Raw genomic sequence first — 20208 nt, 5'->3', positions numbered from 1 at the left:
CGCCTGCATGGCTTTCATCGGCCAGCCGACGCTTCCTTTCGAGCTCATCAGCGTGTCGATTTCAACCCATTGCCGGGGGTGTGATGTGTCGAGTCCCACCCATTGCCGCAGCGGTTTCTGCGGTTTACAGGCCGGCGCTGCCCGGGTTTGCGACGAAAACACCCGTGGGGCAGGGCTGGCACGAGACCTGCAAGGGACGGGGCGCGAACACGCCGGCTCCCTGCCGGCCAACCGACCGCATCCGCGTTTTCGCCGGGTGCGGCAAAACATGTGTCTGGGAGGACATCCATGAAGAAATTCGCAACGGCCGCGCTGGCGGCCGCATGTGTCGCCTTTGCAGGCCCGGCATTCGCCGAGGACTGCCAGGACGGCGAAATGATCATCAAGTTCAGCCATGTCGTCGCGGCCTCCGGTCATCCGAAGGGCGATGCCGCGACAATGCTGGCAAAGCGCGTCAACGAGGAGATGGACGGAACGGCCTGCATGCAGGTGTTTCCGAACTCCCAGCTCTTCGATGACGACAAGGTCATGGAAGCGCTGCTGCTCGGCGACGTGCAACTCGCAGCCCCGTCGCTGTCGAAGTTCGAGGCCTACACGCTCAAGTACCGTCTTTTCGATCTGCCGTTTCTGTTTCAGGACCTTGCAGCGGTCGACCGGTTCGCCGACAGCGACGCCGGCAAGGGTCTGCTCAACGCCATGACCGACGTCGGCTTTCTTGGTCTGGGCTACTGGAGCTCGGGCCTGAAGCAGTTCTCGGCCAACAAGCCGCTGCTGGTTCCCAGCGATGCCAACGGGCTGAAGTTCCGCGTTCAGACCTCCGACGTCGCCGTGGCGATGATCGAGGCCATGGGCGCCAACGCACAGAAGCTCGCCTTCAAGGAAGTTTATGGCGCGCTGCAGACCGGTGTCGTCGACGGACAGGAAAACTCCTGGTCGAACATCTACACCCAGAAGTTCTTCGAGGTGCAGGATGGCATCACGGAAACCAACCACCAGCTCCTTGCCTATCTTTTGGTGACCTCCGACGAGTGGCTGAACGGACTTGAGCCGGATGTGCGCGATCAGTTCCTGACGATCGTCGGCGAAGTCACCAAGACGGCGAACGCCGCCGTCGCCGACAAGGAGGCGGCGAACCGTCAGCGGATCATCGACGCGGGCACGACAATCCGTGAGCTCGACGCCGGGCAGCGCAAGGCGTGGGTCGATGCGATGAAGCCGGTCTGGGAGAAGTTCCAGGACGATATCGGCTCCGATCTCATCGAAGCCGCACAGGCCGCCAACTCCGCGGGCTGACGACATCAAGCCGGGAGGGGCGCCGTGTCCCTCCCGGTCCCGCTTGTGGCGGCACGGCCGCACGGGCATCGAACCATAAGAACAACGTCTTGGGGATGGGAAGCGATGCAACGCGTCGACGACTGGGTCACGCGGGTGGAGGAAGGCATACTTGCCTTTCTGCTCGCCGCCATGACACTCGTTTCTTTCACGCAGGTGGTCGCGCGCTACGGTTTCAACACCGGATGGACCGGCGCGCTGGAGTTCACCCGGATCCTGTTTGCCTGGCTGATCCTGTTCGGCATGAGCTACGGGATAAAGATCGGCACGCATCTGGGTGTCGATGCCGTCATCCGCCTGTTTCCGCGTCCCGTGTTTCGCTTCTTCGCCATCTTCGGCGGGCTGTGCGGCGTTGCCTATGCCGTGATCCTGCTGTCGTCCGACTGGCTTCAGATTTTCGGCGCGAACTCACGCGGCGGTGCCATCGACTACTGGATGAAGATGTACAAGATCGGTATCGGTCTCGACGACCTGCGCTATCCCGAACTTATCCAGGAGCTCTTCGGCACTCAGGAGAGGGTTCAGCGCTGGATTGCCTATCTCATCCTGCCTTTCGGTCTGGCGCTGCTGGCATATCGCTGCGCGCAAGCGACCTGGCAGATCATCACCGGCCAACGTGAGTTGATGATCGCGGCGCATGAGGCGGAAGACCTCGTCGCCGAGAACAAAGACGTCCTGAAAGACTGAGGATCCCCACATGGAAGCCGGTGTTTTGTTCATCCTGGTGCTGGGGCTGTTGTTTCTCGGCGTCCCGATTTCGATCTCGCTCGGCCTCTCGAGCATCTTGACGATTGCCTTCTTCTCCACCGATTCCATTTCATCGGTGGCGCTCCAGCTGTTTACCGCCTCGCAGAACTACACGCTTCTCGCGATCCCCTTCTTCATTCTGGCTTCGGCCTTCATGTCGACGGGTGGCGTCGCCCGGCGGATCATCCGCTTTGCGGTTGCCGTCGTCGGACATTTTCGCGGCGGGCTGGCAATCGCGGCGGTCTTCGCCTGCATGCTGTTCGCCGCCTTGTCGGGGTCGTCTCCGGCGACCGTCGTCGCCATCGGGACCATCGCCATCGCGGGCATGCGGCAGGTCGGCTACACCAAGGAGTTCGCCGCCGGTGTCATCGCCAACGCCGGAACGCTGGGGATCCTGATCCCGCCGTCCATTGTCATGGTCGTCTATTCGGCGGCGACGGATGTCTCGGTCGGGCGCATGTTCCTTGCCGGCGTGATCCCCGGCATCGTTGCCGGGCTGATGCTGATGATCGCCATCTATGTCAATGCCCGCATCAAGAACATGCCCAAGCAGCCTTTCGCGGGCATGCGCGAGGTCTTCGCGTCCGCAGCCGATGCAAGTTTCGGCCTGCTCTTGATCGTGATCATCCTGGGCGGCATCTACGGCGGCGTTTTCACGCCGACGGAAGCCGCCTCCGTCGCCGCCGTCTATGCCTTCCTGATCGCGATCTTCATCTATCGCGACATGGGCCCGCTCAAGGGCGTTCCGATGCGGCGGCCGGACGAGAGCATCCTTGCCGCCATCGTTCGAAACACGTGGCTGACGGTGTACTGTTTTCTGCCCGGCTGCTTTCATCCCGAAACCAAGAAGGTTCTTACCGACGCGGCCAGGACCACGATCATGCTGATGTTCATCATCGTGAATGCGCTCCTGTTCGCGCACACGCTGACGGCGGAGCGCATTCCCCAGGCGATCACCGACTGGATGGTCGGGGCGGGCTTCACCTGGTTCACCTTCCTGATCGCCGTCAATATCCTGCTGCTGATCGGCGGTCAGTTCATGGAGCCGTCCGGCCTGCTGCTGATCGTCGCGCCGGTGGTGTTTCCCATCGGCATGGAACTCGGCGTCGATCCGGTCCATCTCGGCGTCATGATGGTGGTGAACATGGAGATCGGGATGATCACGCCGCCGATCGGGCTCAATCTGTTCGTGACATCCGGCATAACCGGCATGAGTCTGGTGCAGGTCGTGAAGGCGGCAGCGCCCTTCGTGATGGTCCTGCTGCTGTTCCTGGTGCTCGTGACCTACGTTCCGATCCTGTCGACCTGGCTGCCCTATACGCTGATGGGGCCGGAGATCGTCACCAATCGCTAGCGGAACGCTTCCGGCGCGGACCATGTCCGCGCCGCGCGCCCGTTCAACGGCGGATGCCGTCCAGTATGAGGATGACGAGATCCTCCGCGTCCTCCCCGGAGGCCTGGGATCTTGCCGTGTGGACGAGTTTGGGATGGCGCAGGCACAGGGTCGCGTTGTCGATGGCGCGCGCCACTGCACTTGCGTCGCCGTCCGCGAAGACGCCTTGCGCCATGCCGTCGGCGAGGATCGCTTCAACCCTCTTTCGGCAAGCGGTCGCATGCGCACCCATCGCGGCCTCCGCGCGTTCCGAAAGGGCCGCATAGGCGGCAAAGCCCCGAGGGTCGGCGCTGGCGCGGCCGTGCATCTCGTCGCTGAATGTCAGGACATAGGAGGCAAGCCGGTCGGCCGGCGCGGAGACGGAGGCGAGAGCCTCATCGAGCGCCGTCTCGATTTCGCCCAGCCAGGCGGCCATCACCGCATCCAGAAGGTCGGCCTTGCTGGAATAGAACCGGTAGATGTTGGAGTGCGACATCCCCAGGCGCCGAGCGATTTCCGTCACCGTCACGTGGTCGGGGCCGCTGGCGCGCAGCAGATCGCTGGCGGTGGCGAGCGCCCGTCCGGCCGTGCCTGGCGCGGCTGTCGGCTCGGTCTGCGCGGATGAACCCTGCGTGTGGTCTGTCATTGCACCATACTGCGCGGCAGGGCGCCTTGCGATCAATGGTAAAAGACCGGGCGGCAGCCGTCACACGCCGGTCGGTGCCGCCGCGACCGAATCGGAGCCGATGCCGGCGTCTTCCATATAGGCGCGCACCACCGTTTCGAAATCCGGGTCGCGCTGGAAGCCGAGCGCCTCGGCGCGGGCGGCATCGAAGCTGCGCGGCCAGCCGGCGACGATGCGCGCGATCACCGGATCAGCTTCGCGGCGGATCAGTTCCGTGCGGGTCGGTCCGGCGATGCGGGCCAGCGTCTCGATCTCCTGGGCGACGGTGATGCGCAGGCCCGGCATCGTCAGGCTGCGCTGGGCACCGAGCGTGTCGGTCTCAAGCGACGCCGCATGCATGAGATAGCCGATCGCGGCACGCGGGCTCGCCACCCAGTGAGCGACGTCGTCCGCAACAGGCAGGATTGCCTCCTCGCCATTGAGCGGCTCCCGGATGATCCCGGAAAAGAAGCCCGAAGCCGCCTTGTTGGGACGGCCGGGGCGTACGACGATGGTCGGCAGACGAATGCCGATCCCGTCGATCAGGCCGCGGCGGCTGTAATCGGCGAGAAGCAGTTCGCACATCGCCTTTTGCGTGCCGTAGGAGGTCAGCGGCGTCAGGTGGTGGGTGTCGGGAATGGGATCGGGCAGCGGCGCGCCGAAGACCGCCAGCGACGATGCGAAAACGACGCGCGGACAATAGTCGCCGCCGATGGCGCACAGCGCGTCGAGAAGGCGTCGGGTGCCGTCGAGATTGATCTCGTAGCCTTTTTCCATCTCCGCCTCCGCCTCGCCGGAGACGACGGCTGCCAGATGAAAGATCACGTCCGGCTTGTGCGCGACGAGCGTTTCAGCGGCCCCGTGCCGCGAAAAATCGCCGGCGATGCTGGTTACCGGCATGGCGAGCGTATCGGGCGGCTGCGGCGCCACCATGTCGGACAGCGTCATGCGGGTGACCTCGCGTCCGCGGAGCTGACCGCCACGCGCGAGCGTCTCGACGAGCTTGCGGCCGAGCATGCCGGCCGCACCCGTCACCAGCACATGTACCATTCGTTTTTCTCCCTGCTGCAGTCGACCCGTTCATACGAAGGCCACGCATCGCAGGCCGTCAAGAGGCGCGCGGGGAAAAGACCCGACGGCCCGCGCGATCATCCGCGCGGGCAAGGTGCGCCTGCCTCAGACGATGCTGCCGAGTTTCATGGCGACGCTCATGTCGCCGTCGACCTTGATCTTGCCGGTCATGAAGGCCGTGGTCGGATTGAGCTCGCCGGCCAGGAGGCTCTCCAGATCGTCTTCGGAAATCCGGATCGTGCAATCGGCTTCCTTGTCCTCGTTGGAGACGCTCGCGCCCTCGACAAAGATCACGCCGGCCTCGCCGCAATCGAATTTCACCGAGTCGGAAATGCCGCCGTCCGCGACCTTGCCGCGGATCGCTTCGGTGAGTTCGTTCAGTGCCATGTCTGGTCTCCCGGTTGATGGTTTCTGAGGCCTGGATGATTGTGGCAACCAAGCATGACGCTTACGTAACCATCAACAAAAATGCGCCGCCACCAACCCTTGTTGCAGGCGGCGGCACGGGGCTCAATGGTTGTGGCGCGGAATGCCCCTGGTGTGGGCGATGTCGCGGTAGTCCGTCGCCCCTTTGAGCACCATGCCCTTGTCGAACTGCTCGACGAGGGCGCGCTGGATCTCCTGCCAGGGCGTCTGGTGGTCCGGATAGCTGAAACCGCCTGCGGCAGCGAGCGCCTTGCGGCGGTCTTCAAGCTCCGCGTCGGAAATCAGGATGTCGGCCGTTGCTTTGCGCAGATCGATGCGCACGCGGTCGCCGCTCTTCAAGAGCGCCAGCCCGCCGCCGGCGGCGGCTTCTGGGGCTGCGTTCAGGATCGAGGCGGAGCCCGAGGTGCCCGACTGGCGCCCGTCACCAATGCAGGGCATGGCGTGGATGCCGCGTTTGATCAGGGTCGCCGGCGGCTGCATGTTCACCACCTCGGCGCCGCCGGGATAGCCGATCGGACCGGAGCCGCGAATGAACAGCAGGCAATACTCGTCGATGTCGAGATCCGGATCCTCAATGCGGGCGTGATAGTCCTCCGGTCCCTCGAAGACGACGGCGCGGCCCTCGAAGGCTTCGGGATCGTCCGGGTTCGACAGGTAGCGGTCGCGAAACTCCTTCGAGATCACGCTGGTCTTCATGATCGCGCTGTCGAAGAGGTTGCCGTGGAGATTGAGGAACCCGGCCTTTTCCACCAGCGGATCGGACATCGGCCGGATCACGCGCGGGTCGAGATTCTCCGTATCGCGACAATTGTCGCCAAGGCTCGCGCCGTTGACGGTCAGTGCTTGCGGGTGCGGCAGGGCGTCCGCCTTCATCAGTTCCGCGATCACCGCCGGAACGCCGCCGGCGTGGTGATAGTCCTCGCCGAGGTATTCGCCGGCCGGCTGCATGTTGACCAATAGCGGAACGTCGTGGCCGATCTCCTGCCAGTCGTCGTTGTCGAGCGGGACGCCGAGATGACTGGCGATGGCGTTGAGATGGATCGGTGCATTGGTCGAGCCGCCGATGGCGGAATTCACCACGATGGCGTTTTCGAAGGCTGCGCGGGTCATGATGTCGGTGGGTTTCAGGTCCTCCCACACCATGTCGACGATGCGTTTGCCGGTCTCGTAGGAGACCTGCGCGCGCTCGCGGTAGGTGGCGGGAATGGCGGCCGCGCCCGGCAACTGCATGCCGAGGGCCTCGGCAAGCGAGTTCATCGTCGTGGCCGTGCCCATGGTGTTGCAATAGCCGACGGAGGGCGCGGCGGAGGCCACCCGGTCCATAAAGCCCGCGTAGTCGATCTCGCCGGCGGCGAGCATTTCGCGCGCCTTCCAAACGATGGTGCCGGATCCGGTGCGCTCGCCCCGGTGCCAGCCGTTGAGCATCGGCCCCACGGACAAGGCAATGGCCGGGATGTTCACCGTTGCCGCCGCCATCAGGCAGGCCGGTGTGGTCTTGTCGCAGCCGATGGTCAGCACCACGCCGTCGATCGGGTAGCCATGCAGCAGCTCCACGAGACCCAGATAGGCGAGGTTGCGGTCGAGCGAGGCGGTCGGGCGCTTGCCGGTTTCCTGGATCGGATGGACAGGAAATTCGAAACAGATGCCGCCGGCCTCGCGAATGCCCTCGCGCACGCGTTTGGCAAGCTCGATGTGATGGCGGTTGCAGGGCGAGAGATCCGAGCCGGTCTGGGCGATGCCGATGATCGGCTTGCCGGATTGCAACTCCTCGCGGGTCAGCCCGTAGTTCAGGTAGCGCTCGATATAAAGCGCGGTCATGCCGGGGTCGGCCGGGTCGTCGAACCAGGCGCGGGAACGCAAGTGTTTGGGATCTTTCGCGGACATATGCTGGTCTCCGGCGATGAAGGAAAAGTGCGGCTCTTATTTGTATGACAAACAGAGGGCCGCAATTGCAAGTGCGAAGACCCGTCTTCCGCGCGCGAAACGGCCGCGCTTAACCGCCGCGCGGTTTCCAGCGCCGGAGAAGGGCGGCATTGGTAACGACGGAGACCGATGAGAGCGCCATCGCCGCGCCCGCGAAGGCCGGTGTCAGCAGGCCGAAGGCGGCGAGCGGCAGGCCGACGACATTGTAGACGAAGGCCCAGAACAGGTTCTGGCGGATCTTGCGCACGGTGGCGCGCGACACCAGCAGCGCATCCGCAACGAGATCGAGCCGCGCGCGCATCAAGGTGATGCCGGCGGTTTCCATCGCGACTTCGGCACCCGACCCCATGGCGATGCCGATGTTGGCGGCGGCAAGGGCCGGCGCATCGTTGATGCCGTCGCCGATCATGGCGACGATCTTGCCATCGGCGACGAGGGTCGCGACCGTTTCCGCCTTGCCGTCCGGCGCGACGCCGGCGATCACCCGGTCGATCCCGAGTTGGGCTGCAACGGCGCGCGCCACCGTTTCCGTGTCGCCGGTCAGCATCACCGTCTCCACGCCGGCCGCGGCCAGTCGTTCCAGCGTGCACGGGGTCTCGTCACGCACCGTGTCGGCCATGGCGATGACGCCGATGGCGCGGCCCGCGATCGCGATCGTTGCGCAGGTCTTTCCCTGGGCCTCGAACTCGCGCGAGATCTGCTGCGTCAGGAAGGGATCGACCCCCTGGGTCTCCATCAGCCGGCGGTTGCCGATGGCGACTGTCTCGCCGGCGATCTCAGCGATGATGCCCTGACCGGGCACGGCGCGGAACTGCTTCGGCTGGGTCAGATCGAGCCCGCGCGCCTTTGCCGCTTCGATCATCGCCCGGGCGAGGGGATGTTCGCTCGGCACCTGCGCGCTTGCCGCGATCAGCAGGAGCCGATCCTCGTTGCGGTCGAAGGATCGGACGTCAGTGACCTGCGGCTCGCCCCGCGTCAGCGTGCCGGTCTTGTCGAAGATGGCGGTGTCGACATGGTGTGCGACCTCCAGCGCCTCGATGTCGCGGATGAGTATGCCCGCGCGTGCCGCCGCTCCCGTTCCCGCGACAAGGGCCGTCGGCGTGGCCAGTCCCAGCGCGCAGGGGCAGGCGATGACGAGCACGGCGACCGCCGCGCCGACGGTCGCGTCAAGGCTCGCGCCCGACAGCCACCATCCGGCGAAGGTTGCAACCGCGATGGTCACGACGATCGGCACGAAGACCGCCGACACGCGGTCGACCAGTTTCTGCACCGGGGCCTTGGCGCTCTGGGCGTGTTCCACAAGGCGGATGATCGCGGACAGCTTGCTGTCGGCACCGAGCGCGGTCGCTTCCACGGTCAGCGCGCCGGAGCCATTGATCGTTCCGCCGATCACCTCGTCGCCGGGCGCCTTGGCCACCGGCAGGCTCTCGCCGGTGACGAGCGATTCGTCCAACTCGCTCTCGCCGCCGATGACGCGCCCGTCGACGGGCATGCGCTCGCCGGGCTTGACCACCACCTGATCGCCGTGGAACAGCGCCTCGACCGAGACGGTCTCGAGCTGGCCGTCGCGCAGGCGATGCGCGGTCAGGGGACGCAACTGCGTCAAGGCACGCACCGCCGCCGTCGTGGTGCGCTTGGCGCGCGCTTCCAGAAGCTTGCCGAAGAGGATCAGCGTCAGGATGACGGCGGAGGCCTCGAAGTAGAGGTGACCCGGGTCACCCGGCCAGGACTGCACCGTCAGGACCAGACTGTAGAGATAGGCCGCCGTCGTTCCGAGCACGACCAGCACGTCCATGTTGGCGCCGCCACTCCTGAGCGCCTTGTAGGCGCCCATGTAGAAACGCTGACCGACAAGCACCTGGACGAAGGTCGCCAGAGCCGCCTGCGCCCAGGCCGGCGGCATGATCGACAGGCCGACTGTCGATCCGACCATGCCGGCGACCAGAGGCGCGGTTGCAATCGCCGAGACGACGAGCAGGGCAAGCGTCGTGCTCTCCTCGGCCCGCGCGCGGGCGTCCTGTTGATCCTGGCGCCGGCGTTCCTCTTCCCAGCTGCTGGCGCGCGGTTCGGCGGTGAAGCCGGTCGCTTCCACCGCGGCGATCAGGGCCTGGGTATCGATTTGCGCGCCGGCTTCCACCTGCGCCGTCTCCAGCGGCAGGTTGACGGCCGCGCGCACGACGCCGGGCGTCCGGCCGAGAACCTTTTCGATCCGCGCGGCGCAGGCCGCACAGGTCATGCCGCCGATTGCGAGTTGCACGGTGACGGTCGGTGCGGGATCCGCAGGCTGCGGGACGGTGGCGTGGGCCATTGGGGTCTCCGGCCCCGTTTCGAAGCGGGGCGTCTTTCATCTGGGGCGGGTCCGGCCGGCATACGTGCGCGCATGCCCGCCGAAGCACCGGGATAAGCCACACATGGGGCTTCCAGTCACGGGAAGGTCAAGCACGGACCGCATCATCCGGGTTTAAACGGAGGTGCGGCCCTCTTCGACGGCATGGCAGGCAACCCCGGTCTCGCCGACCTGGCGGAATTCGGGAAACTCGTGCGAACAGCGGGCGTTGGCAAGCGGACAGCGCGGGTGAAAGGCGCATCCCGACGGAGGATTGATCGGATTGGGGATCTCGCCTTCCACCGGGCGGCGGGGCTTGCCCGACATTTCGAGGTCCGGGATCGCCTCCAGCAGCATGCGCGTATAGGGATGCTTCGGTGTCTTGAACAGCGTGCGGCTTTCCGCGACCTCCACCAGACGGCCCAGATACATCACGCCGATGCGTTTGGCCATGTGGCGTACGACCGCCAGATCGTGGCTGATGAACAGATAGGTAAGACCGAACTCGTCCTGCAGGTCGCGCATCAGGTTGAGGATCTGCGCCTGGACCGAGACGTCGAGCGCGGAGGTCGGCTCGTCGCACACCAGGAACTCGGGCTTCGAGGCCAGAGCGCGGGCGATGCAGATGCGCTGGCGCTGGCCGCCGGAAAACTCGTGCGGATATTTCGCACCGTCGCGCGGATGCAGGCGCACCAGCTCCAGCAGCTCGCCGACCCGTTTGGAGATCGCCTCCTCGGAGTGCTCCATCTTGAAGGCGCGGATCGGCTCGGAGATGATCCGGTCGACGCGCCAGCGCGGGTTGAGACTGGCATAGGGATCCTGGAAGATCATCTGGATGCGACGACGCAGCTCGCGCATCTCGACGCCCGCCTGGCGGCGCGAGCGCATGTCGACGCCGTCGATGCGGATCTCGCCGGCGCTGGCTTCCAGCAGGCCGACGACCATCTTGGCGACCGTGGACTTGCCCGACCCGGATTCGCCGACAAGCGCGAAGGTTTCGCCCCTGGAGATCGAGAAGGAAATGTCCTTCGCCGCCCGGAGAAGTGCGCGGGGCGAGCGCTCCAGCACACGGTTCAGCCAGGGTTTGGACACGTCGAAGGTGCGCGACAGGCCGGTGACCTCGACGACGGGTTGAGCGGCGTTGGTCATCATCCTGCGGCCTCTTCTGTCTCGGACACTTTCCAGCAGGCGGCCCGGCTTTCGCCCGCCGCAACCAGATCGGGGCGTTCCCGGTAGCATTTGTCCATCACCAGCGAGCAGCGCGGATTGAAGGCGCAGCCGTCGGGAATCGAATCGAGGCGCGGCATCGATCCGGGGATCTGCGTCAGCCGGTCGTGATCGCCGGTCAGTGACGGAATCGCACCCATCAGGCCGACGGTATAGGGGTGGCGCGGCGCCTTGATGACATCGCGCACCGGGCCGATTTCCGCGATCCGTCCGGAATACATCACCGCGACACGGTCGGCGGTTTCCGCGATCACGCCCATGTCGTGGGTGATCAGCATGACCGCCGTGCCATGGTCGCGGCACACGCGCTGGATGAGGCGGATGATCTGGGCCTGCACCGACACGTCGAGCGCGGTGGTCGGCTCGTCGGCGATGACCAGTTCCGGCTCCGCGCAAAGTGCCAGCGCGATGACGACGCGCTGGCGCATGCCGCCGGAAAACTGGTGCGGATAGGCGTTGAGCCGGTCGGCGGCGGCCGGGATGCCGACCTCCTCCAGGAGCGCGACGGCGCGGTCGCGCGCCTCGCGTTCCGACACCGGCATATGGGTCAGGATCGTCTCGATGATCTGCTCGCCGATGGTGAAGAGCGGATTGAGGCTCGTCAGCGGATCCTGGAAGATCATGCCGATCCGCTTGCCCCGGATCTTGCGCATGGCCTGCTGCGGCAGGTTGTCGATGCGCTCGCCCTTGAGCCGGACCTCGCCGCCGGCGATGCGCCCGGGCGGTTCGAGCAGGCCGATCACGGCCGTTCCGGTGATCGACTTGCCGGCGCCCGATTCCCCGACGACGCCGAGCACCTCGCCCTCCTTGATGTCGAAGGAAATGCCGTCGATCGCCTTGAGAATGCCGCGCCGGGTCGGAAACTCGACCCGAAGGTCTTGAACGGAAAGAAGCGGGGTTTGGGTCATCTTGTTTGCGATCCCGTCACGTGTGTCCTCAAAGTGGAGCGAATTTGACATTTGAGTCCCGTTTGCGGCGAGGCTCCTGATCAAATGTCAAATTCAAAAGCTCCACTAAAATCATATACATATCTAGTGGTTCTCTTGATTCCGGCATTTGCGGCGGCGGTGCTGCACGGGGAGGCAAATGTCGGAAGCGAACCACTAGCGCAGTTTCGGGTTCAGCGCGTCGCGCAGCCAGTCGCCAAGCAGGTTGACGGCGAGTACGAGCACGGCCAGCGCGAACCCGGGGAACATCGCGATCCACCATTCGCCGGAGAACAGGAAGTCGTTGCCGATCCGCACCAATGTGCCGAGCGAGGGCTGTGTCGGGGGTATGCCGACCCCGAGGAACGACAGCGTCGCCTCGGTGATGATCGCAAGCCCCAGGTTGATCGTCGCGATGACGAGCACCGGGCCGATCACGTTGGGCAGCACATGGCGGATCATGATGAGGAAGCGGGGAATGCCGATCAGTCTCGCCGCCTGGACGTATTCCTTGTTGCGCTCCACCAGCGTCGAGCCGCGCACCGTGCGGGCGAACTGCACCCAGAACGACAGCGCGATCGAGAACACGAGGATCCAGAAGGCGAAGCGTTCTCGGTCGAGATTGCCGAAAAGGGCACGCGCGACGCCGTCGACCAGAAGCGCGATCAGGATCGCCGGGAAGGTGAGCTGCACCTCGGCGATGCGCATGATGACGGCATCGACCTTGCCGCCGACATAGCCGGCGATCAGGCCGAGCATCACCCCGACGATGGCCGCGAAGAAGACCGACAAAAAGCCGACGGCGAGCGAGATGCGCGCGCCGTAGAGAATGCCGGAGAAGACATCGCGGCCCTGATCGTCGGTGCCCAGGAGGAAGCGCGGATCGGAGTATTCCATGCCAAGCGGGGGCAGGCGGGCGTCGAGAATGGAGATCGTCGCCAGGTCGAAGGGGTTGTGCGGCGCGACCCAGGGCGCGAAGGCGGCGCCGGCGAAGTACAGCAGGGTCACGATCGCCGACACGATCGTCACCTTGGAACGCAGGAAGGAATACATGATGTCGCTGTCGAGGGCGCGGGTGAAGCGTCCGCGCGGGGCAGCGGGCGGCACGCCGGCCGCCGCATCAGCAGTGGCATCTGTTGCGTCTTTCGCAGCGTCTTTTGCGGTGTTTGCGGTCATGTCGGCCTCACAGCGCTGCTCGGTCGGCCCGCAGACGCGGGTCGACGACGAAATAGAGCAGGTCGACGATCAGGTTGATCACCACGAAGAGAAAGGCGATCAGCATCAGATAGGCCGCCATGATCGGGATATCGACGTTCTGCACAGACTGAAGGAACAAGAGCCCCATGCCGGGCCATTGGAACACGGTCTCGGTGATGATCGCGAAGGCGATGATCGAGCCGACCTGAAGGCCTGTGATGGTGATCACCGGCACCAGCGTGTTCTTCAGCGCGTGGCGGAAGTTGATGCTGCGCTGGCGCAGCCCGCGTGCGCGGGCGAACTTGATATAGTCGGTGCGGATGACTTCCAGCATTTCGGACCGCACCAGGCGCATGATCAGCGTCATCTGGAACAGGCCGAGCGTGATGGAGGGCAGCACGAGCGCCTTCAGCCCGCTGACCGTCAGCAGACCGGTCGTCCACCAGCCGATCGCGACCGTGTCGCCGCGCCCGAAACTCGGCAGCCATTGCAACGTCACGGAAAACAGGAAGATCAGCAGGATGCCGATGAAGAAGGTCGGCAGCGATATGCCGATCAGCGAGATCGACAAAAAGAGCTTCGACAGGACGCTGTCTCGGTGCAGCCCGGTGTAAACGCCCATTGGAATGCCGACGAGCAGCGCGAAGATCGCCGATACCAGCGACAGTTCCAGAGTTGCCGGAAGGCGCTTGCCGATGAGGTCGGAGACCGGCTGGCGAAACTGGTAGGAGGTGCCGAAATCGAATTGCGCCGCCTTGACGATGAAGCGGGCGAACTGGGTCATGATCGGGTCGTTCAGTCCGAGCCGGTCGCGCAGCGCCTCGCGCTGTTCAGGGGTGGTCTCGACGCCGACCATCTGGTTGACGGGGTCGCCGACGAAGCGGAAGAGCGTAAAGGAAATCAGCGCAACGACCAGCATGACCAGAATGGCCTGCAGCAAACGCCGTATGGAAAAGGCGAGCATGATGCCTCGATGATGCGAGAGCGAAATCGAAGGGCCCGGCGGAAATCCCGCCGGGCCGATTGCGGTGAAGGATGTCCGCTTACTTCTTGGTCACCCAGCGGAAGTGGAACTGGTTGTCCGCCCGCTGCTTCAGCTCGATGTCCGAGGATACGCCCCAGGCGAGACCTTGCTGGTGGAGCGGGATGTGCGAGACCTCGTCGTGCAGGATGGTGAAGGCCTGCGCGATCAGCTCGTCGCGCTTCGCCGGGTCGTTTTCCTCAAGCACCTTGGCGGCGATCTCGTCGACCTTGGGGCTGCAGTAGCCGCCGAGGTTGAACGGACCACCGGCGCCCTTGTCGTCGCGGCAGCCGGTGATGTTGTGCAGCACGTTCCAGCTGTCGAACGATCCCGGGGTCCAGCCGAGCAGGTAAAACGACGTGTCATAGCCGTTGGAGGCCAGAACCTTGGCGAAATATTGCGCCTTCGGCTGCGCGTTGAGCTCGATCGTGACCCCGATGCGCGCCATGAAGGCGGCAATCGTCTGGCAGATCGCCTCGTCGTTGACATAGCGGTCGTTCGGGCAGTCCATGCTGACCGTGAAGCCGTCCGGATAGCCCGCTTCCGCCAACAGCGCCTTGGCGGCCTCCGGATCGTAGGGGTAGCGCTCGAATTCGTCGGAGCGCGAATAGAGGAACGGCGAGATCAGCAGCGCCGAGGGCGTGGACAGACCGCGCATCACCTTGTCGCGGATCGCGTCCATGTTGATGGCCTGGTAGAAAGCCTTGCGCACGCGCACGTCCTTGAACGGGTTCTTGCCCTTGACGTTGGAATAGAGCAGTTCGTCACGCTTCTGGTCCATGCCGAGGAAGATGGTGCGCAGTTCCGGACCGGTCAGCGCGCGCGTTCCCTCGTTGTCGTTGACGCGCTTGATGTCTTGCACGGGCACCGGATAGACCATGTCCAGCTCGCCGCTGAGCAGGGCCGCGATCCGCGTTGCATCCGAGCCGATCGGGGTAAACTCGACCGTATCGATGTTGCCGTCCGGCGTGTCCCACCAGTTTTCGTTGCGCTCGTAGATCGTCTTCACGCCCGGTTCGTGGCTCGCGACCTTGTAGGGTCCGGTGCCATTGGCGTTGAGAGCCGCGTGGTTCGGCGTGGTGTCGGAGGCGGAGGTCACGGCGACGGCCTCGTTCGCCTCCGTCCACTCCTTGTCCATGATGTACCAGGTGTCCCATTCGTAGTGCAGGATGGGATTGGGGGCGGGCAGGATGAAGTCGACCGTATGGTCGTCGACCTTGACCACCTTCACGTCGGCATTGATTCGCGTCTTCAGGTCGGAGCCTTCGGAGCGCACGCGGTCGGCGGAGAAGACCACGTCGTCGGCGGTGAAATCGTTGCCGTTTTGGAATTTCACGCCCTGACGCAGGTGGAAGCGCCAGCGGGTCGGCTCAACTACCTCCCAGCGTTCGGCAAGAGCCGGCTCGATCGCGAGATCCGGGCCGCGCCGCGTCAGACCCTCATAGACATTGCCGTGCGAGCCGAGCGTGAAGGTCTCGTTCAGCGTGTAGGGATCGAGCTGGTTCAGCGTTCCCTGAAATGCGTAGCGAAGGGTTTCCGCCGAAGCGGCGGTTCCCATCAGCGACGCGACAAGCGCGGCCGTGGCCAGTGGTTTGAAATATCGCATAGTCCCCTCTTGGCGTCTTTTGCGTTTCGGCAATCCCGACCGTCGCATCCGGTTCCGCTTATAGGTGCTTTTACCGATGCGTGGATCCGGGCAGGATACAATTCAAGCCAGCAATCGCTGTCTCTGGAAGCTGCATCTAAGCAAGCTGACGGGTGTCCGTCCAGCACCCTCTGGATTATCCATCGCTCAATGTGTCGACCAGCCGCGACATGAAAGCATTGCCGGCCTGCAACTGGGTGAGGTCGATGAATTCATCCGGCTGGTGTGCTTGGTCGATGGAACCCGGACCGCAAACAATCGCGGAAAGCCCGCGTGCCTGAAACTGTCCGGCCTCGGTTCCATAGACGACCATGTGCTCGCCGTTGTCGCCGGTCAGGCGCCGCGCCAGCGTTTCCGCCGCGCCATTTTCCTCCGGGCGCAGGGCCGGAACGTGTGCCAGGCGCTCGATGGTGACGCCGGCCTCGGGGGTCACCCGTTTCATCTCCGGCAGGATCTGCCGCGCGACGAAACTTTCCAGCCGGTCCTGCCACATGTCTATGGTCTCGTCGGGCAGGCTGCGGATATCCGTCACGAATTCGCAGTGCTTGGAGACGATGTTCGCGGCCGTTCCCCCTTCGATGATGCCGCAATGCAAGGTGGTGAAGGGCGGATCGAAGGGCAGGTCGCGATCTGCGGTGTCGCGGTTTTCGCGGGTGCGGTCGTCGAGCCAGGTCACGATCCGCGCCGCATTGGCGACCGCCGACACGCCCCGGTCCCACTGGCTGGAATGCACCGAATGGCCGCGCACCGTGATCTTGAGGAGGCTCGTGCCCTTGTGGCCGGTGATCACCTTCATCATGCTGGGTTCGCCGACGATTACACAGTCGGGCCGGGGGCCGTCGGACAACATGTCCTCGATCATCGGCGGTGCGCCGAGACAGCCGACCTCTTCGTCGTAGGAGAGCGCCAGGTGGATCGGCCGTTTCAGGTCGGCCTTCACCATCTCCGGAACACCGGCGAGCATGAGGGCCGCGAAGCCTTTCATGTCGCAGGTGCCGCGCCCGTAAAGCCTGCCGGCTTCCTCGTGGAGCGTGAAGGGATCGCGCGTCCACTCCTGTCCCTCGACCGGCACCACGTCGGTGTGGGCGGACAGGACCACGCCGCCGTCGACCTGCGGTCCGATGCAGGCGTGAAGCGCGGCCTTCGTGCCGGTTTCGTCGTAAACCCGGGTCGCCACCACACCGTGACCGGCGAGATAGTCCTCGACGAAGGCGACGAGATCGAGATTGCTGACGCTGGAAACGGTGGGAAAGCCTACGAGGCGGGCCAGCATGTCGCGGGCGGTAAGGATCTCTGGCATGGGTCTGTTCCGTGTCATGAAGAAGGCTTCGCGGCGGGTGCAAACATGTCTGCAAGCGGAGAGGGCGGGTCGAGCGCATAGACGCGCAAGGGGTCCTTTCTACCGCGAATCGGGATTTCCCGCTCCCGGGTCGCGTCGCAGCTGTAGCCGGCGGATGTGAGAACCGTGGTGGAGACGACAAGCGCATGGCCGAGTTCCTTGGAACTCGATTCAAGCCGGCTCGCGGTGTTCACGACATCGCCAAGCGCGGTGATGCGCGCATTCGCGCCATTGGTGTCCAGCGCACCGATCCGTCCGAGAATCACCGGCCCGGCGTGCAGTCCCATGCCCACCCGCAAGGGCGCGTCGAGCTGGCCGGCGAGTTCGGCGTTGAGGTGTTCCATGCGTTCGGCGATCGCATTGGTGGCGGCAAGCGCGTTGCGGCACCCTGCCTGGAGACCGTCGGTCATGCCGAAGATCGCCATCACACCGTCGCCGATGAACTTGTCCACATATCCTCCACAGGCCTCGATCGCATGGGCCGTTTCGCCGAGGTAGCGGTTGAGCAGGAATACGACATCATAGGACAGGCGATGTTCCGAAAGGCCGGTGAAATTGCGCAAGTCGACGAAGAGGATCGCGGCCGGCTGTTCCACCCCCCACTGATAGGCGTCGCCGGCAAGCCCGGACGCCTTTGTCGCGCCGCGCGCCGGCACGAGCGGCTGGACCTTCAGGGCTGATTGCGGCCGGATCTGGCAGGCCAGGCGGATGTCATCCTGCGCGCCGATGCGCGCGAGCACCTTCTGCTCGTTTGCGGCGGGTGGCGGCAGAGTGTCGGCGCCGTCGAGAATGCGCGTGCGGCATGTCGAGCAGCGGGCGCGGCCGCCGCAGACGTCGGCATGGGGAATGCCGTTCATCCGGCTGATCTCCAGAAGCGTCGGTCCGGCGGGGGAGCGGACCTTGCGGTCGCCGGGATAGGTGATCTCGATGGTCTGAACGAACCGCCGACGCATCATCCGCAACGCTACGATGGCCAACGCGAGGCCGACGAGGCCGTAGAACCCCCATTTCAGCCACATGATCAGCGGGTCGGACCAGGCGATCATCTCACCGGTCAGGGGAAACGGGACGTTTTCCGTCAGCTTCAAACGACGCGCCGTAGCGATCCAGCCCCAGGAGGCAAGCACCGGCACCACAAGGGCGACCGACAGCAGCATCGGGAACCAGCGCTTGTAGCCCGGCTTCACCCTGAGCCAGAAGTGCAGGCCGATCATGCCGTGCGTCCACACCAGCAGCATCAGGACGGTCTGGTTCAGCACCAGGCCGGGCCACAGGATGCTGAGAACGTTCTTGTAGGTATCTTCATAGCCGAAGCGCTCGGCGAGCCCGCCCGTGCCAATGGCATGGGGGATCAAGAGGAAGGGAATGCCGAGGCCGAGCAGGAGCTGCGCCCATTGCCAGACGGACAGGCGCAGCGTCCGCCGCCGCCCGGTCTTCCAGAGCGTCAGCGAGACATGGGTGAGAAGGCTCGCCAGCAACACCGCTTCGCCCGGCGCACTGCGCCATACGGCGAGAAAGACAAGGCGTCCGGCCTCCATCGCTTCGAGCGACCAGATGCCCAGCATGTGATTGAGGAAATGGGTGAAGGCGAAGGTGAGCAGCACCAGCCCGCTCGCCAGCCTGAGGTTCTGGCGCAGTCCGGCGCCGCTGTCGGCCTTGCGGATATTTCTTGCTGCCATTGCCAATTGCCCTCGTCTGGTGTCCCATCGCACGGCGTTCGCCGTTCCCCTCCGCCCCTCTTGCCGGGCGTCGCGGCCACGCCTGATGTCGACGTCAAGATCCCGGGACCCTGCAATGACTGTCACGCTCTACGGTATAGCGAATTGCGACAAGGTGAAGAGCGCGCGTCGCTTTCTCGACGAAAATGGCATTGCCCATGTCTTTCACGACTACCGCAAGAACGGCGTGGATGCCGCGTTGCTGACCCGCTTCGTCGAGGCATTCGACTGGCAGGCGCTGGTCAACACGCGCGGCACCACCTGGCGCAAGCTCGACGAGGCAACGCGCGAGCGCGTCACCGATGCGGCGTCGGCCATCGCGGTGCTTGAACAGCATCCGGCGGCGATCAAGCGCCCGATCCTGCAGGCGGATCGTCAGTGGCTGATCGGTTTCGATCCCGCCGACTGGCGCATGCTGAGCTGAGCGCTCACGCCTTCGGCGTCCACAGCCGGGTCATGTCGAAGGCGTGGATGTCCTTCAGGAGATCGACGAAGCCGCGCGCGGCATGGTCGAGCGAGGCCTCGCCCTTGGCTCTGGTGGCGGCTGCCGCATTTCCGACTGCGCCGGCCGGGTTGAGATCCTGCGCCTTCCAGCCGAATTGTGCCGGGCCGTGGCCACGCAGGTGCTTGAATTCCTCGATGAATTCGAGCTGGGTGGAGCGGAAGTCCGCGGTCTTGTCCATCTTCACGAGGTCGGGGCGCAGATGGAGCATGATCGAGGTTTCGATATCGCCGCCGTGGATGCCATAGGCGAATTCCTCTTGCGGAAAGAGGCCATGCGGCTGGCCGAAACGCGCCCAGCCGGTCGCTGTGACCAGCATGTCGTATTTCACCCGCAATTCGCGGGCGACGATGTCGATGATCGGCACGTTGCCGCCGTGCGAGGTGACGAGCACGAGCTTTTTGATGCCGGCGCGGTGCACGCTTTCGCCGATCTCCTCCCACGCCCTCGTCACGGTCTCCCAGGACTGGGTCAGCGTGCCCGGCGAGGAGATGTGTTCGTTCGACTTGCCGACCGCTTGCACGGGCAGGAAGGTTGCCGGCACATCGGAGGGAAGCAGTTCCAGAACGCGCGAGATCTGGCCTTCCGCGATGCAGGTGTCGGTGAAGACCGGCAAATGCGGGCCGTGCTGTTCTATGGCGGCGACCGGCAGGACCGCGATCCACGATGCGGTGTCGTTTTCCGCGAAATCAGATGCGGTCATCTCATGCCAGAAGCGGCGGGGAAGGTCGGACATATGTGCCTCGTGCGATTGGACGCGGTGCGGATGCGA

17 protein-coding genes are annotated in these 20208 nt (G+C 64.7%); 4 read left to right on the top strand and 13 right to left on the bottom strand.

Going from position 1 to position 20208, the window contains the following annotated elements; all coding sequences use genetic code 11:
* Positions 1-288: 288 nt before the first annotated feature.
* From BLU32_RS16120 to BLU32_RS16110, 3 genes are all read left to right on the top strand, one after another.
* On the top strand, positions 289-1293 hold the full coding sequence (locus BLU32_RS16120; RefSeq protein ID WP_093808621.1) for a DctP family TRAP transporter solute-binding subunit: 1005 nt from the start codon (positions 289-291) through the stop codon (positions 1291-1293).
* Positions 1294-1398: 105 nt separating this feature from the next.
* Entirely contained in the window at positions 1399-2019 is a 621-nt protein-coding gene (locus tag BLU32_RS16115; protein ID WP_093808618.1) for a TRAP transporter small permease, read from the top strand.
* Positions 2020-2029: 10 nt separating this feature from the next.
* A complete protein-coding gene (locus BLU32_RS16110; RefSeq protein ID WP_093808616.1) occupies positions 2030-3433 on the top strand; it encodes a TRAP transporter large permease in 1404 nt (467 codons plus the stop codon).
* 43 nt (positions 3434-3476) lie between these two features.
* On the opposite strand, the gene BLU32_RS16105 is transcribed toward BLU32_RS16110, so the two are convergent.
* The 12 genes from BLU32_RS16105 to BLU32_RS16050 form a co-directional block, all read right to left on the bottom strand.
* Entirely contained in the window at positions 3477-4097 is a 621-nt protein-coding gene (locus BLU32_RS16105) for a TetR/AcrR family transcriptional regulator (protein WP_093808614.1), read from the bottom strand.
* Between the two features lie 60 nt (positions 4098-4157).
* On the bottom strand, positions 4158-5165 hold the full coding sequence (gene denD, locus BLU32_RS16100) for a D-erythronate dehydrogenase (RefSeq protein WP_093808612.1): 1008 nt from the start codon (positions 5163-5165) through the stop codon (positions 4158-4160).
* A gap of 126 nt (positions 5166-5291) precedes the next feature.
* Entirely contained in the window at positions 5292-5573 is a 282-nt protein-coding gene (locus tag BLU32_RS16095; RefSeq protein WP_093808610.1) for an SCP2 sterol-binding domain-containing protein, read from the bottom strand.
* Positions 5574-5696: 123 nt separating this feature from the next.
* A complete protein-coding gene (locus BLU32_RS16090; protein ID WP_093808608.1) occupies positions 5697-7496 on the bottom strand; it encodes an IlvD/Edd family dehydratase in 1800 nt (599 codons plus the stop codon).
* 109 nt (positions 7497-7605) lie between these two features.
* Positions 7606-9843 carry a cation-translocating P-type ATPase gene (locus BLU32_RS16085; RefSeq protein ID WP_093808606.1) on the bottom strand — a complete coding sequence of 746 codons (2238 nt, stop codon included), beginning with the start codon at positions 9841-9843 and terminating at the stop codon, positions 7606-7608.
* Positions 9844-9996: 153 nt separating this feature from the next.
* Entirely contained in the window at positions 9997-11010 is a 1014-nt protein-coding gene (locus BLU32_RS16080) for an ABC transporter ATP-binding protein (RefSeq protein WP_093811165.1), read from the bottom strand.
* The gene (locus tag BLU32_RS16075; protein ID WP_093811163.1) at positions 11010-11996 is read right to left on the bottom strand and encodes an ABC transporter ATP-binding protein; all 987 of its coding nucleotides are present in this window, start codon (positions 11994-11996) and stop codon (positions 11010-11012) included. The genes BLU32_RS16080 and BLU32_RS16075 overlap by 1 nt, the downstream gene beginning before the upstream one ends.
* A gap of 195 nt (positions 11997-12191) precedes the next feature.
* Positions 12192-13190, bottom strand: coding sequence for an ABC transporter permease (locus tag BLU32_RS16070; protein WP_093808604.1), 999 nt, complete (start codon positions 13188-13190; stop codon positions 12192-12194).
* Between the two features lie 7 nt (positions 13191-13197).
* Positions 13198-14175 (bottom strand): ABC transporter permease, encoded by a 978-nt coding sequence (locus BLU32_RS16065; RefSeq protein ID WP_093808602.1) that lies wholly within the window; start codon positions 14173-14175, stop codon positions 13198-13200.
* 79 nt (positions 14176-14254) lie between these two features.
* Entirely contained in the window at positions 14255-15838 is a 1584-nt protein-coding gene (locus BLU32_RS16060) for an ABC transporter substrate-binding protein (protein ID WP_093808600.1), read from the bottom strand.
* Between the two features lie 175 nt (positions 15839-16013).
* The gene (gene argE / locus BLU32_RS16055; protein WP_093808598.1) at positions 16014-17177 is read right to left on the bottom strand and encodes an acetylornithine deacetylase; all 1164 of its coding nucleotides are present in this window, start codon (positions 17175-17177) and stop codon (positions 16014-16016) included.
* 14 nt (positions 17178-17191) lie between these two features.
* Positions 17192-18895: an adenylate/guanylate cyclase domain-containing protein gene (locus BLU32_RS16050; protein WP_093808595.1), complete on the bottom strand. Its 1704-nt coding sequence runs from the start codon at positions 18893-18895 to the stop codon at positions 17192-17194.
* Between the two features lie 115 nt (positions 18896-19010).
* Between BLU32_RS16050 and BLU32_RS16045 the strand changes: the two genes are divergently transcribed.
* Positions 19011-19358 carry an ArsC family reductase gene (locus BLU32_RS16045; RefSeq protein ID WP_093808591.1) on the top strand — a complete coding sequence of 116 codons (348 nt, stop codon included), beginning with the start codon at positions 19011-19013 and terminating at the stop codon, positions 19356-19358.
* A gap of 4 nt (positions 19359-19362) precedes the next feature.
* On the opposite strand, the gene BLU32_RS16040 is transcribed toward BLU32_RS16045, so the two are convergent.
* Positions 19363-20172 (bottom strand): creatininase family protein, encoded by an 810-nt coding sequence (locus BLU32_RS16040; RefSeq protein ID WP_093811161.1) that lies wholly within the window; start codon positions 20170-20172, stop codon positions 19363-19365.
* Positions 20173-20208 lie beyond the last annotated feature (36 nt).

Source organism: Stappia sp. ES.058, assembly GCF_900105595.1.
Taxonomy (GTDB): domain Bacteria; phylum Pseudomonadota; class Alphaproteobacteria; order Rhizobiales; family Stappiaceae; genus Stappia.
This window is presented reverse-complemented; position numbering and strand designations above follow the sequence as displayed.